Here is a 14,433-nt window from a genome sequence, read left to right on the forward strand (position 1 = left end):
GGTCTGCGATAATTTTACCACGTTGCGTTCAGTGCGGGCCACGCAGCTGTTGCTGCAAGGTCAGCAGCAGCTCAACTTCCTCGATTCGGCGGCGCGTCGTGCGGCTCACCTCGTGCGGATCCCGTTCAAACAGGCTGTTGGCGCCCAGGATCTGCTCTGCAAGACAGTGCTCGTAGATTGTGCCGGGAATTGTCCAGCATTGCCGCGTGTCGCCATCGATCATCTCCAGTACATCTTCAGCGCCGCGCCGGTCGTAACTGATGGTCCGCCCGTCACGCAACCAGAGCCGTAAGCCTTTTTGCCCGCCAGCGGGTCCCGCATATTTATTAAGCCAGATATCCACCGGCACGCCGCTGATGCGGCCCTGCAGATGCGCCTCGCCCTCCGCCGTGGTCAGGTCGCCTTTTGCGATATCGCGGCCCAGGCGGTCTTTAGCCGTCACCACCTGCAACGTCATCTCATCATTCCCTCCCAGATAACGCACCGTTTCGCGCAGCATCGCCAGCACGTGCGTACCGATATCCAGAATCACGCCGTCCGGGTGGCGAAGCGTACGGGTGTCCGGCTCGCCGGTGGCAAAGTTAAGCGCGATGGGTTGCCCAGCGGCGTTAACTCCGCTCGGCTCCTGCAAAAAGCCGTCGATTTTGACGATGTCAGAGACATTGCCAACCAGCGACCGCTTCACCGTTTCGATGCGCGCCATCCAGTGATCGAGCGCCAGCACGCGGGATGCGACGTTGGGGTTTGCCAGCAGCGCGTTGAGCTTTTCGATTTGGGACAGCGTGGCGACAATCGGTTTTTCAACTACGATGCGGGAAACCGATGAGGCGAGAGCGTGTTCAAGCACCTCAAGATGGTGCAGCGACGCCGTGGTAATAAACAGGGTATCAAGCGGCTGGGAGAGGAGTTCAGCCAGTGTGGCGCAGCGCGTTACCCCCTCCGGCTGTTTTACGGGCTGGATATCAAAGCCTAAACAGTGAGGGGGATTATCAAAGCATTTTCGTATTGCGGGCAGGTAAGCTGTTTCAACGACTGCGCCAAGACCCACAAACCCTAACAGCATATTCTTACCTCGTTGAGTAAATTGCCGGGGCATAACGCCGCCCCGGCAAGCTCGAGGTTTATGAGGCGTTAGCTGCCGGTTTAGTCTGCGCATTTTCCAGCATGCGGCGTACCGGAACAATGAGGACGATCAGTACCGCGGCACAAATCAGCAGCGCGACGGAGCAGCGCGCAAAGAGATCCGGCAGCATATCCAGCTGGTCGGCCTTCACGTGGCCGCCAATCAGGCCCGCCGCCAGGTTACCCAGCGCGCTCGCACAGAACCACAGCCCCATCATTTGGCCGCGCATTCTCTCCGGCGCCAGCAGCGTCATGGTCGCCAGGCCAATCGGGCTCAGACACAGTTCGCCGAGCGTCAGCATCAGGATGCTGCCCACCAGCCAGAACGGCGACACGCCCGCCCCACCGTTGCTCAGCACGTTTTGTGCCGCCAGCATCATCAGGCCAAAGCCTGCTGCGGCACACAAAATACCGATAACAAACTTGGTGATGCTGCTCGGGCGAATGTTCATGCTCGCCAGCTTCGGCCACGCCCAGCTGAACACCGGTGCCAGCAGGATGATGAACAGGGCGTTGATTGACTGGAACCACACCGCCGGGATTTCAAAATCGCCGATCATGCGGTTAGTGTAGTCGTTGGCAAACAGGTTGAATGAGGTTGGCTTCTGTTCAAACGCGGACCAGAAGAACGCCGCGGAGATCAGCAGAATAAAGCAGACCAGCAGTCTGGCGCGCTCTTTACGGTTCAGACCCGCAAAAACAAACAGATAAATGAAGTAGAGGGCAACGGACGCCGCGATCACGTAGACCAGCACGCTGGCCACCGCGACCGGGTTAATCACAATCACGCCCTGCGCAATCAGCGTTACGATCGTTGCCACGCCAGCCGCCAGCGCCAGCAGCCAAACGCCCACGCCGTTACGCTTCACCACCGGGCTGTTCCAGGTTGAGTCGAGGCCAACTTCGCCGTCATAGCGTTTCATGGCCGGAACGGCAAACACGCGGAAGATAATCAGCGCCACCAGCATCCCGATACCGCCAATGCCAAAGCCCCAGTGCCAGCCGTGGGTTTTAATCAGCCAGCCGGAAATCAGCGGCGCGATGAACGAGCCCATGTTGATACCCATATAGAACAGCGAGAAGCCGCCGTCGCGACGCGCGTCGCCTTTTTTATACAGGGTACCGACCATCACTGAAATACAGGTCTTGAACAGCCCGGAGCCGAGCACGATGAACATCAGGCCGATAAAGAACAGGTTGTTCCCCATCACCGCCGAGAGCGCAATCGACAGGTGACCGAGCGCAATCAGAATCGAACCGTACCAGACGGCTCTCTGCTGACCGAGCCAGTTATCGGCCAGCCAGCCGCCCGGCAGCGCGGCCAGGTACATGGTACCGGCAAAGATACCGACAATCGCCGAGGCGTTTTCACGCGCCAGGCCCATCCCGCCGTCATAGACGGTGGCGGCCATAAACAGGATCAGTAGCGGACGAATGCCGTAAAACGAGAAACGCTCCCACATCTCGGTGAAGAACAGGGAACCGAGCGGATACGGATGGCCGAAGAACGTTCGGCTCTCTTTTTGATTAACAGTGGATTGCATAATTCTCCCGAAAGGTATGTCGTCGTGCTTGTAAACACCAGCAGGTACGCCGGCCAGTTACGTATCTGGCCGATTTTTTACGTGCGGCGAAAAGTTAGTTAACCATTTGATAACCAGGCGCTAGTTTTGTCTAGTACCGGACCCTGGACTTTAAGATGAAAATTCGACGATTGTCTACTTTCTTAGATTTAAACATGGTTAAAAGTGAATAGTGATTGACTTCACACTGAGAAAACCGGCGGTATGATTCGGCAAAAAAAAGCCCGCGATAATCGCGGGCTTTCATGAGAGCGGCAAAGCTTATTTGCTTTTCTTAATGTGCTTAATCAGGCGTTTACGCTTACGCATCTGATTTGGCGTCAGGGTGTTGCGCTTGTTGGCGAACGGGTTTTCCCCTTCCTTGAACTGGATACGGATAGGCGTGCCCATCACGTCCAGCGATTTACGGAAGTAGTTCATCAGGTAGCGCTTGTAGGAATCCGGCAGGTCTTTCACCTGGTTGCCATGGATCACCACGATTGGCGGGTTATAACCACCGGCGTGGGCATATTTCAGCTTCACGCGACGGCCGCGCACCAGCGGCGGCTGATGGTCTTCTGCAGCCATGTTCATGATGCGCGTCAGCATCGCGGTGCTCTGACGACGGGTGGAGCTGTCATACGCTTCACGCACGGATTCGAACAGGTTACCGACGCCGCTACCGTGCAGCGCAGAGATGAAGTGCACGCGGGCAAAGTCGATAAAGCCCAGACGGAAGTCGAGGGTCTCTTTCACCTGCTCACGAACCTCGTTGCTCAGGCCATCCCATTTGTTGACCACGATAACCAGTGAGCGCCCACTATTGAGGATAAAGCCGAGCAGAGAGAGGTCCTGATCGGAGATCCCTTCGCGTGCGTCGATGACGAGCAGCACAACGTTGGCATCTTCGATCGCCTGCAGAGTTTTGATAACGGAGAATTTTTCCACCACATCGGTGATTTTCCCGCGCTTACGCACCCCGGCGGTGTCGATGAGGACATATTCACGCTCATCGCGCTGCATAGGGATGTAGATACTGTCGCGGGTGGTGCCCGGCATGTCGTAAACGACCACGCGCTCTTCACCCAGAATACGGTTAGTAAGCGTAGACTTACCTACGTTTGGACGGCCCACGATTGCCAGCTTGATCGGCAGATCCTGCGGGTTGAAGTCGTCTTCAGGCTCTTCTTCTTCGCCCTCTTCTCCGTCTTCGAACTGCGCCCAGTATTCAGCGTCTTCGTCTACTTCTTCCGGCGGGTTCACTTCGTCAACCCACGGCAGCAGAACGGTTTCCAGCAGGCTGGTGACGCCACGACCATGCGATGCCGCAATCGGGTAGATTTCACCCAGGCCCAGAGACCAGAAATCCGCGATGGCCTGATCGGCATCGATGCCGTCGGTTTTGTTCGCCACCAGGAAGGTCGGTTTTTCGCGTGAACGCAGGTGCTTAGCGATAGCGGAGTCCGCCGGCATCAGGCCAGCGCGAGCGTCCACCATGAACAGCACTACATCCGCTTCTTCAATCGCCAGCAGCGACTGTTCCGCCATGCGGGTTTCAACGCCGTCTTCTGTGCCGTCAATACCACCGGTATCAATACAGATGAACTCGCGTCCTTCCACCTCTGCACGACCGTACTTACGGTCACGCGTCAGCCCCGGGAAATCCGCAACCAGCGCATCACGGGTGCGTGTTAAACGGTTAAAAAGAGTGGATTTTCCAACGTTAGGGCGCCCGACAAGCGCGACCACAGGTACCATGTTTGAAGCCTCATAAAATTCAAAATAACGTCGCTTTCGCGGCGTTTTTAAAAATGTCAAAACGGCTCCTGAGTGAACAGGAGCCGTTTAGTATACTACAACCGCCGGGTAATTAACGCGTGATCGCGTACAGCGTGCCGTCTTTTGCCTGAATCAGCAGCTTGCCATCGGCCACAACCGGATCGGTCAGGAAACCAGAGCTGTCGACTTTTTGCTGTGCAACAAAGCGGCCGTTATCCGGATCGATCCAGTGCATATACCCTTCGCTGTCGCCCACAACCAGGCTACCGTTGTACAGCGCTGGCGAGGTCAGCAGACGGTGCAGCAGGTCGCTTTGCGTCCACAGCGTTACGCCGCCTTCGGTGCTCAGAGCCAGCAGACGGTCGTTCTGGTCAACCATATAGATACGGTTACCCTCAACGATGAAATCGTTCACAGAGCCCAGCTCACGTTTCCACATGATCTGGCCGCTGCGCAGATCCAGCGCGGTCAGGTTGCCGTTATAGGCCAGCGCGTAAACCACACCGTTAACGATGACCGGCGTTGTGTCTACGTCGCTCAGACGGTCAATTTCCGTTGAGCCGGTGGCCTGAGAGATACGCTGCTGCCAGATCATCTGGCCCTGCTGCATCAGCACTGCGCTCACGCGACCGTTGTCACCGCCCACAATGGCAGCGCCAAATGCGGTAGCCGGAGCGGATTCGCCGCGCAGAGAGAGCGCTGGCATATCCAGGTTAACGGTCCATTTCACCAGACCGTCCGCTTCGTTCAGCGCCTGCAGCTGGCCGTTGCTGGTATGAATCAGCACCAGGCCGTCGCTCACCACCGGACGCGACAGGGATTCACCCGCCACGGTTGTTTGCCAGGCAATGGAGCCGTCGCTGCTGTTCAGCGCATAAACCTGCGCTTTTTCGCTGCCCACGTAGACGTGGCCACCGGCAACGGTCAGGCCGCCAGACAGCAGTGCAGGTTTACGCGAGAACCAGCCGTCTTTTTCCGCCAGGTTAACGGACCAGACTTCTTTCCCGTCATCGGCGTTCACCGCTTTCACGGTACCTTTGCGGTCAGCGGCATAGACAACGCTGTCTGCATAGGCCGGATGAAGGTTGGAATAGAAATCACCAATCCCACTGCCCACGGAGACATCCCACGCGGTGGATGGGGTAAACTGGTTTTCAACCGTCGGCAGTGGGGACATTTTCACAACGTCTTCTTCGCCACTGAACAGTGAACAACCACTCAATAACGTAACAGAAAGCAGTCCTGGCAGAAGTAATTTACGCAATTGCATCGGGTCCCTCTCAGACGGACAAATTATTTATTTTCATCTGCATCATTTCGCTCAGCGCAGGTGAAGCATTGCTCTCTACGCCAGCTTGCCACGCTTTACGCGCGCCCGCTTTGTCACCTTTGCTCAGCAGTGCTTCACCGCGCAGATCGGCAACGATGGCAGCAAAGCCTTCGCCTTTGATGGTATCGAGCGTTTTCAGCGCATCGTCAGCTTTCTTCTGCTGAACCTGAATACGTGCCAGGCGCAGATTGATCACCGCTTTCAGGTTATCATCGCTGGCCGCAGCAAGGCTCTGAGAGAGCTGAGCAGCGGCTTTATCCAGTTCGTTCTTATCAACGTACTGCTGAGCCACTTCCAGCGCAGCCAGTGCACCGTAGGTGTTTTTGTTGTCAGCCGCAAATTTTTCTGCCGCCGTCAGCGTTTGCGGCTGATCGGCACGAATTGCGCTAACGGTATTTTCATAGGACAGGGACGCGCCGCGCGCGGAATCTGCCTGATGATTGTTCCAGTAACGCCAGCCCACCAGCGCACCGACACCTAAAATAACCCCAACAACCAGCGCTTTGCCGTTTTCAACAAAGAAGCGTTTAATCGCGTCGACCTGATCGTGTTCGTTCTCGTAAATTTCCACGCAGTCCTTCTCCTTAGCCCAATAGAGTGCGCAAGTGCGCCGCAACGCCGTCCTGCGTTACCGTTGTCTGCTCACCAGAGCGCAGGTCCTTCACCACCACTTCGCCGTTAGCCACTTCGGACTCGCCCAGCACCAGTGCAATACTTGCGCCCCACTTATCGGCACGAGCAAACTGTTTTTTGAAGTTGCCGCCGCCATGGTTGGTCATCAGCTTAACGCCCGGCAGCGCATCGCGCACGCGTTCGGCAAGCTGCATCGCCGCAGACTGCGTTTCCGCGCCTGAGGCCACCAGGTATATATCGACAACGGATTCTGCTTTAAATTCCGGATTAACTGCCTGAACCAGCAAAACAAGTCGCTCAAGGCCCATAGCAAAGCCCACAGCAGGCGCTGCGCGACCACCAAGTTGCTCAACCAGACCGTCATAACGGCCGCCCGCGCATACGGTGCCCTGAGAGCCGAGGCTGCTGGTCACCCACTCAAACACGGTACGGTTGTAGTAGTCCAGACCGCGCACCAGGCGCTGGTTCACGGTATAGGCGATGCCTGCCGCTTCAAGCAGCTTGCACAGGCCCGCGAAGTGTTCGCGAGATTCTTCATCCAGGTAGTCGCCAAGCGCAGGCGCATCGTTCAGCAGTGCCTGAACATCCGCGTTTTTGGAATCCAGAACACGCAGCGGGTTGCTGTACATGCGACGCTTGCAGTCTTCGTCCAGCTTCTCTTTATGCTGTTCCAGGAACGCAACCAGCGCATCTCGGTAGTTAGCGCGAGCTTCCAGAGAACCGATAGAGTTCAGTTCAAGGGAAACGTGATCGGCGATACCGAGCGCACGCCACCAGCGGGCGGTCAGCATAATCAGTTCGGCGTCGATGTCCGGGCCCTGCAGACCAAAGACTTCCACACCCAGCTGATTGAACTGGCGATAACGACCTTTCTGAGGACGTTCGTGGCGGAACATCGGGCCGATATACCACAGGCGCTGCTCCTGATTGTACAGAAGACCATGTTCGATGCCGGCGCGTACGCAGCCCGCCGTCCCTTCCGGACGCAGGGTCAGGCTGTCGCCGTTGCGGTCCTCAAAGGTGTACATCTCTTTTTCAACCACGTCGGTGACTTCACCAATCGCGCGTTTGAATAACGGGGTCTGCTCTACAATCGGCAAACGGATTTCGCTGTAACCGTAGCTGCCGAGCACCTGCTTCAGTGTGCCTTCAATGCGCTGCCAGATGGCGGTTTCGCCAGGCAGATAATCGTTCATGCCGCGGATGGCTTGAATGTTTTTTGCCACGTTTATTCTCTTTCTATATACAAAAAAAACCCAAAGAATGGGTTCAATCATACATGGGAAGCTCGCGGCTTCCCATCACGTTATTTTTCAACCTGCTGAACGCTGATACGCTGTGTTTCGTCCATCATGGCGGCTTTCGCACGGATGCGGGCTTCAAGCTGGTCGATCATGTCGCTATTATCCAGACGATCTTTACGAACGCCATCTTCATAGAGACCACTTTTCTTGTTACCGCCGGTCACGCCCAGGGTTGACACCAGTGCTTCACCCGGACCGTTCACCACGCAGCCGATGATGGAGACGTCCATCGGGGTGATAATGTCTTCCAGACGTTGCTCCAGGGCATTTACCGTCCCGATCACATCAAACTCCTGACGCGAACAGGTTGGGCAGGCAATGAAGTTGATCCCACGCGCGCGAATACGCAGTGATTTCAGGATATCGAAGCCGACCTTGATCTCTTCGACCGGATCGGCCGCCAGCGAGACGCGCAGGGTGTCACCGATCCCTTCAGAGAGCAGCAGCCCCAGACCGATCGCGGATTTTACCGAGCCGCTACGCAGGCCGCCCGCTTCGGTGATCCCGAGGTGCAGAGGCTGATCGATCTGCTTTGCCAGCAGGCGGTAAGATTCTACGGCAAGGAACACGTCGGACGCTTTTACGCTGACTTTGAACTGATCGAAGTTGAGACGATCGAGATGATCGACGTGGCGCATCGCGGATTCGAGCAGCGCCTGCGGCGTAGGCTCACCGTATTTTTCCTGCAGATCTTTTTCCAGTGAACCGGCGTTAACGCCAATACGGATAGGAATATTTTTATCCCGGGCGCAGTCCACGACCATGCGGATACGCTCTTCGTTACCGATGTTGCCCGGGTTAATACGCAGGCAATCGACGCCGTATTCGGCCACTTTCAGTGCGATGCGGTAGTCGAAGTGGATATCAGCCACCAGCGGAACGCTGACCTGCTGTTTGATCAGTTTGAACGCCTCAGCGGCATCCATGGTTGGGACGGAGACGCGAACAATGTCCGCGCCTACACGTTCTAATGCTTTGATTTGATTGACCGTCGCTTCCACATCGGTGGTGCGCGTGTTGGTCATCGACTGAACGGCGATAGGTGCCCCATCGCCGATTGGCACATTCCCAACGTAAATCCGTTTCGATTTTCTACGTTGAATCGGAGCCTGGTTATGCATGAAAAATCTCCCGCGTTGCCCGTCTGTTACTGTGCTGCTGATTGTTCGGCATTAACGGTAAGACGTGCAACCTGGTTAGTTCTGATAAAGCGGCTCAGGTCGACAGGTTTTCCTTGATACTGGATCTGTACCGCTGCCGGAGCGCCGATTTTAAGTTTATAAGGAGCCTGGCCGGTTAGGTTTAACGTGCCATCTTTGCGCTGCAGGCCGCTGAACAGTTTTTTACCTGTCGCGTCAGTTACTTCCAGCCAGCAGTCGGCGCTGAAGTTCATCACCAGCGCGTTGGGATCGGCTGCTGTCGCCGTACCCGCCGGGCTGGTTGGCAGAGTCGCTGCGCTATTGTCTGCAGGCTGGGTAGCCGCAGGCGCGTTCGCCGCCGTATCAACATTAGCCTGAGAAGGGGCAACAACCGCGTTTTGATCCTGAGCCTGCGGCGCAGCGGTGTTAGCCGTTGCTGCCGGGGTCTGTGCTGCACCGGTCGCCGACGCGTCTGGCACTGCGGTCTGTGGCTCGCTGGAGGACGCTGCGCCGTCGGTATTCAGCGGCACGCTCTGGCCGTTCTCACTTCCGGCCTGGTTGAGTTCGGCGGAGGATTGATCGGCCATGGTGGTGATCTCTTCCTGCTGCGCCTTGTGGTTTTGCCACCACCATGCACCGGTCAAACCGATGACCACAAACAGCACCAGCCAGGTAAAGCTCATCAGCCAGCCATCACGTTTTTTACGACGTTTCCCCAGGGAGAAGGTCTGCATCGGCGCAACTTTTGCTGCACGGACCGGCGCCTGCTTCTCCATCATTGGCAGTAATTCGTTTTCGGGGATGTGCACCAGTTTTGCGTAAGAGCGGATATAACCGCGCAAGAACGTTGAAGCCAGATCGGCAGGCGCCTTATCTTCTTCAATATCGCGAACCGTGGAAACCTTCAGGCACAAGCGTTCCGCAACGGCTTGCTGGCTGAGTCCGAGTTGTTCACGGGCGTTGCGAAGACGAACGCCAGTGGAGAGTGCTTCATGTTGGTCGTGAGTGGCTTCAGTATTCATTCGCTACAACTACTGGTACGTGAAAAATAAGGGTTCAGGCGCCGGTGAGTCACAATGCCACCCGCACCGCGAAACTTCTGGTCAGTTAACCTTGAACAGAGAGTATAAGACTGTCAGCCCGGAGATGACAGTACAGCCCTGCCCGTACGGCTAAACTGTTGTTACGTCGTTACATACTGCCCGAAAGTCGAATGAAACGCACCGTAATTATTGATCAGTCATCACGAATCTGACTGATTATTCAGTAAGGTTATGCTTCACGGCGCAGATAATGCGCCGCGAGTGCATAATAATCAAACAGCTTTAACCGCGATCGTCTCGCCCTGCATGCGTTTACGCAGGGTACGTTTAGTACGGTCAATGACATCACCTGCCAGCTGTCCGCATGCGGCATCAATGTCGTCACCACGGGTTTTACGCACGATGGTGGTGAAACCATACTCCATCAGCACCTTGGAGAAACGGTCGATACGGCTGTTCGAGCTACGGCCATACGGCGCGCCCGGGAACGGGTTCCATGGGATCAGGTTGATTTTGCACGGCGTATCTTTCAGCAGTTCAGCCAGCTGATGCGCATGTTCGGTGCCGTCGTTGACGTGATCCAGCATCACGTACTCGATGGTCACGCGGCCCTGGTTGGCGTTGGATTTCTCCAGGTAGCGACGTACGGCAGCGAGGAAGGTTTCGATATTGTACTTTTTGTTGATCGGCACAATTTCGTCACGAATTTCATCGTTTGGCGCGTGCAGGGAGATCGCCAGCGCAACGTCAATCATGTCGCCAAGCTTGTCCAGCGCAGGCACAACGCCTGAGGTAGACAGCGTGACGCGACGCTTGGACAGACCAAAGCCAAAGTCATCCAGCATGATTTCCATCGCCGGAACGACGTTGGTCAGGTTCAGCAGCGGCTCACCCATCCCCATCATCACCACGTTGGTGATAGGACGCGTGCCGGTCACTTTTGCCGCGCCCACGATTTTCGCGGCACGCCAGACCTGACCGATAATTTCTGACACGCGCAGGTTACGGTTAAAGCCTTGCTGCGCGGTTGAGCAGAATTTGCACTCCAGCGCACAGCCAACCTGAGAGGAGACGCACAGCGTGGCGCGGTCTTCTTCCGGGATGTAGACAGTTTCAACGCGCTGATCGCCGACCGCAATCGCCCATTTGATGGTGCCATCTGCGGAGCGCTGCTCTTCCACCACTTCCGGTGCGCGGATTTCAGCCACTTCTTTGAGCTTGTTGCGCAGGACCTTGTTGATGTCAGTCATGTCATCAAAATTGTCGCTGCAGTAATGGTACATCCACTTCATGACCTGATCGGCACGAAACGGCTTTTCGCCCATCTCTTTAAAGAACTCGCGCATCTGCTGACGGTTCAGATCCAGCAGGTTGATTTTTCCATTTTTATTGGGAACCGCAGGAATGGCGACTTCGGAGGTATTCACTAGTTCAGACATAATATTTTCCGGCCTCGTTGTTACACGTTATGGCCCATGGAGGGTTGAATAGAAACGCCCCGGAAAGCGGTCTGCTCGTCCGGGGCGTTGCATTGTACAAAGTCTGGCGCAGGGATGCCACGTCTGGACGCGGCATTTACGAAAATAATGTGTAAACGAAACCGTTAAATTAACGGGTACGTGGACACACTTCGCCTTCTGCGAAGAAGAAAGCGATTTCGCGTGCAGCAGATTCAACAGAGTCAGAACCGTGGGTGCCGTTCTCGGTGAAGCTGTCCGCATAGTCAGCGCGCAGAGTACCGGCCAGCGCGTTGTCCGGGTTGGTTGCGCCCAGCAGGTCGCGGTGACGCTGTACTGCGTTTTCGCCTTCCAGCACGGATACCACGATTGGACCGGAGGTCATGAACTCCACCAGGCCGTCAAAGAATGGACGACCTTCGTGCTCTGCATAGAAGCCGCGAGCCTGCTCAACGGTCAGGTGCAGCATTTTGGTGCCAACAATTTTGAACCCTGCAGATTCAAAGCGAGCGAAGATGCTGCCAATAACGTTTTTTGCCACCGCGTTTGGTTTGATGATGGAAAAAGTACGTTCAATAGCCATGATAACCTCTGTCAATGTTCTGTTGTTTTGCATACCTGAGTATGGTGTGGCGCGGATTATAATGAGCAATGGCACCATTGCCTATGGATTCAGGTAACATTTTTTTAAAATAAGACGAGTTTTAGCAACAGCTCACATCTGAAAGCTGTTTTCAGATCACTGCAGCGTAAAATTCACCGTCGCGACCTGCCCGGTCTCATCCATAACGAGTAACTGATAATCGCCCGACTTATCAAGCTGTAATGTGTAAACCCTTCCCTTCACACTCAGCGGTTCACCGTTCAAAAACCACCAGCGCTCACCGCTGTTGCCGGTCGCCTGAAGCGGCAGCGAAACGCGGGCTTCACCCGGCAGACGTTTGATAACGGCCCCTTCGCGTACGCCTGTCAGGATGAGTGGCGCAGGTGCGTCCTGCGACAGCGGAGGACAGGTTGTTGATGAAGGCGGGATCCGTACCGCGCGACGCTCGGTTACGGGCAGCCACGGTTCCAGCGGTAGCGGCCAGACATCCAGGACTTTTTCAGTTGCATCAGGGCAATCTGCCGCCACACGTTTACCCGTGTTATCCAGCCAGACCGGGAAACGAATGCCGCGTATGCCTTCCTGCTCCGGCAACAGCAGCGTGGGCGGTTCACTGCCTTCCAGAAGCCAGGTCGACAGGCGACGTCGACAGTTTTCACTGCCTTCCGGCAGCGGTTGGCCACCCGGCCAGCAGATCACGCCCCGCCCGACACTCTCCGGACGCGGATCGCGAGGCAGGCGGGCTTCGTCTACCGTTGAGCGCGACTGAAGCAGGTTATTGACCTGGTTTAATAGCGGAACCGCGCTGGCGAAACCAAACTGCCCCGCCACCGGCGTGCCGTCCGGTCGTCCGGTCCAGATGCCAATCACGTAGCGGGCATTCAGACCGATGGCCCAGGCATCACGGTAGCCGTAGCTGGTGCCGGTTTTCCACGCCAGGGGCGCAACCTGCGGTAGCGCATTATCCGGTAGCGGCTGCGCTTCATTGGCCAGAATACGGCGAATAATCCACGCCGAGCCTGGTGATACCAGCGGACGTTCAATCAGCGGATCGTCCGGCTGCAGGCGCAGCCTTCCCGCCTTACCGTGTCGGGCAAAAGCGCTGTAGGCCGCGGCGATATCTGCCAGCCGCGCGCCTGCCCCGCCGAGGATCAGGGAGAGATTCGGCTGGGCCCCCGCGGGCAGGATCAGCGGCAAGCCCGCGTTGCTCAGCATCCCGGCAAAACGTTTAGGCCCGTAGGCTTCCAGTACCTGTACCGCGGGCAGGTTGAGGGAACGCACCAGCGCTTCACTCATACTGACCGGTCCGTGGAACCCGCTGTCAAAATTCCCGGGGCGATAATCACCGGTTTTTCTGGGAACGTCCTGGAGCAGCGAGGCGGGATGGATCAGGCCATCGTCCAGCGCCATACCGTAGATAAAGGGCTTCAACACCGATCCCGGGGATCGGATCGCATTGACCATATCCACGTGGCTAAAACGACTGTCATCGTTAATATCCACCGATCCGACCCAGCCGCGCACTTTCATATCGGTATGATCGACCACGATCATCGCCAGCGAGCTGCGTGCCGGCAGGCGGGATTTCCAGTTCATCGCCAGCTCTTCCAGCTGCCGCTGTAGCCCGGCATCCAGCGTGGTGACAATTTTCGTGTCGCGACTTTTACCGAGCATCATGCGCGCAAAGAGCGGCGCCAGCTGCGGCATCTGCCGGGGCGCCAGCCATACTGATTCTTCACGGGACTCTTTGACCTGCTTTGCGGACCAGACGCCCTGCGTCGCCATGCGGTCGAGCACTTTATTGCGCGCCGCTTCGGCCCGTTCAGGCCAGCGATCCGGGCGTAAACGACTCGGTGCCTGCGGCAGCACCGCCAGCAGCGCCGCGTCGGAATAGCTGAGCTGCGACGGCGGCTTGCCCAGATACGTCCAGCTTGCCGCCCCGACGCCCTGCAGCGTACCGCCAAACGGCGCGCGGTTGAGATAGAGCGTCAGGATGTCGCGTTTAGAGAGGTGCCACTCCAGCTGCATCGCCCGCCAGAGCTGACGAATTTTGCCGCCAAAGGTGCGCGGATGCGGGTCCAGCAGGCGTGCCACCTGCATGGTCAGCGTACTGCCGCCAGAAACGACTTTGCCAGAACTGAGATCCTGCCAGGCGGCGCGCAGGACAGAGAGCGGGTTTACGCCGGGGTGATCCCAGAACCAGCGATCTTCGTACTGGATCAGCGTCTCAAGATAACGGGGAGAGACCTCTTCGATCGTCACCGGATAGCGCCAGATCCCGTCGCTGTCCGCAAAGCGCCAGAGCGGCGTGCCCTTCTCATCCACCACCACCCGGGCGGGGTTAACCTCTTTCAGAGGCAGCGGCCACAGGCGGTCGGCGATGACAATCAGCCCCCATAAAACGAGAAGCGCTCCCGCCAGCCACAGCCAGCGGGAGCGTGTCAAACGTGCCATTCGCAT

Annotated in this window: 11 protein-coding genes; all 11 read right to left on the reverse strand. The window is 56.8% G+C overall.

Going from position 1 to position 14,433, the window contains the following annotated elements:
• Nucleotides 1-28: 28 nt before the first annotated feature.
• Nucleotides 29-1,063 (reverse strand): Gfo/Idh/MocA family oxidoreductase, encoded by a 1,035-nt coding sequence (locus AC0TN7_RS10700; RefSeq protein ID WP_148768816.1) that lies wholly within the window; start codon nt 1,061-1,063, stop codon nt 29-31.
• A gap of 58 nt (nt 1,064-1,121) precedes the next feature.
• Nucleotides 1,122-2,666 (reverse strand): peptide MFS transporter, encoded by a 1,545-nt coding sequence (locus tag AC0TN7_RS10705; RefSeq protein WP_024908656.1) that lies wholly within the window; start codon nt 2,664-2,666, stop codon nt 1,122-1,124.
• A 300-nt stretch (nt 2,667-2,966) separates the two neighbouring features.
• Nucleotides 2,967-4,442 (reverse strand): ribosome biogenesis GTPase Der, encoded by a 1,476-nt coding sequence (gene der / locus AC0TN7_RS10710; RefSeq protein WP_024908655.1) that lies wholly within the window; start codon nt 4,440-4,442, stop codon nt 2,967-2,969.
• Nucleotides 4,443-4,554: 112 nt separating this feature from the next.
• The gene (gene bamB / locus AC0TN7_RS10715; protein WP_024908654.1) at nt 4,555-5,733 is read right to left on the reverse strand and encodes an outer membrane protein assembly factor BamB; all 1,179 of its coding nucleotides are present in this window, start codon (nt 5,731-5,733) and stop codon (nt 4,555-4,557) included.
• Between the two features lie 10 nt (nt 5,734-5,743).
• Entirely contained in the window at nt 5,744-6,364 is a 621-nt protein-coding gene (locus AC0TN7_RS10720) for a YfgM family protein (protein WP_024908653.1), read from the reverse strand.
• Nucleotides 6,365-6,377: 13 nt separating this feature from the next.
• Nucleotides 6,378-7,652 carry a histidine--tRNA ligase gene (gene hisS / locus AC0TN7_RS10725; protein ID WP_023333028.1) on the reverse strand — a complete coding sequence of 425 codons (1,275 nt, stop codon included), beginning with the start codon at nt 7,650-7,652 and terminating at the stop codon, nt 6,378-6,380.
• 80 nt (nt 7,653-7,732) lie between these two features.
• A complete protein-coding gene (ispG, locus tag AC0TN7_RS10730) occupies nt 7,733-8,851 on the reverse strand; it encodes a flavodoxin-dependent (E)-4-hydroxy-3-methylbut-2-enyl-diphosphate synthase (RefSeq protein ID WP_023308814.1) in 1,119 nt (372 codons plus the stop codon).
• A 26-nt stretch (nt 8,852-8,877) separates the two neighbouring features.
• Nucleotides 8,878-9,891 carry a cytoskeleton protein RodZ gene (gene rodZ / locus AC0TN7_RS10735; RefSeq protein WP_048991328.1) on the reverse strand — a complete coding sequence of 338 codons (1,014 nt, stop codon included), beginning with the start codon at nt 9,889-9,891 and terminating at the stop codon, nt 8,878-8,880.
• Nucleotides 9,892-10,184: 293 nt separating this feature from the next.
• The gene (gene rlmN / locus AC0TN7_RS10740) at nt 10,185-11,351 is read right to left on the reverse strand and encodes a dual-specificity RNA methyltransferase RlmN (RefSeq protein ID WP_014171168.1); all 1,167 of its coding nucleotides are present in this window, start codon (nt 11,349-11,351) and stop codon (nt 10,185-10,187) included.
• Between the two features lie 169 nt (nt 11,352-11,520).
• On the reverse strand, nt 11,521-11,952 hold the full coding sequence (ndk, locus tag AC0TN7_RS10745) for a nucleoside-diphosphate kinase (RefSeq protein ID WP_003860625.1): 432 nt from the start codon (nt 11,950-11,952) through the stop codon (nt 11,521-11,523).
• A gap of 156 nt (nt 11,953-12,108) precedes the next feature.
• Nucleotides 12,109-14,433: a peptidoglycan glycosyltransferase PbpC gene (gene pbpC, locus AC0TN7_RS10750; protein WP_473702144.1), complete on the reverse strand. Its 2,325-nt coding sequence runs from the start codon at nt 14,431-14,433 to the stop codon at nt 12,109-12,111.

It is taken from the genome of Enterobacter sp. PL_is511 (genome assembly GCF_055816065.1).

Excerpts from the sequence above, each read along its gene's own strand:
- AC0TN7_RS10700 (WP_148768816.1), bottom strand. The coding sequence starts at position 1,063 with ATGCTGTTAGGGTTTGTGGGTCTTGGCGCAGTCGTTGAAACAGCTTAC.
- AC0TN7_RS10705 (WP_024908656.1), bottom strand. The coding sequence starts at position 2,666 with ATGCAATCCACTGTTAATCAAAAAGAGAGCCGAACGTTCTTCGGCCAT.
- der (WP_024908655.1), bottom strand. The coding sequence starts at position 4,442 with ATGGTACCTGTGGTCGCGCTTGTCGGGCGCCCTAACGTTGGAAAATCC.
- bamB (WP_024908654.1), bottom strand. The coding sequence starts at position 5,733 with ATGCAATTGCGTAAATTACTTCTGCCAGGACTGCTTTCTGTTACGTTA.
- ispG (WP_023308814.1), bottom strand. The coding sequence starts at position 8,851 with ATGCATAACCAGGCTCCGATTCAACGTAGAAAATCGAAACGGATTTAC.
- rodZ (WP_048991328.1), bottom strand. The coding sequence starts at position 9,891 with ATGAATACTGAAGCCACTCACGACCAACATGAAGCACTCTCCACTGGC.
- rlmN (WP_014171168.1), bottom strand. The coding sequence starts at position 11,351 with ATGTCTGAACTAGTGAATACCTCCGAAGTCGCCATTCCTGCGGTTCCC.
- ndk (WP_003860625.1), bottom strand. The coding sequence starts at position 11,952 with ATGGCTATTGAACGTACTTTTTCCATCATCAAACCAAACGCGGTGGCA.
- pbpC (WP_473702144.1), bottom strand. The coding sequence starts at position 14,433 with ATGCGAATGGCACGTTTGACACGCTCCCGCTGGCTGTGGCTGGCGGGA.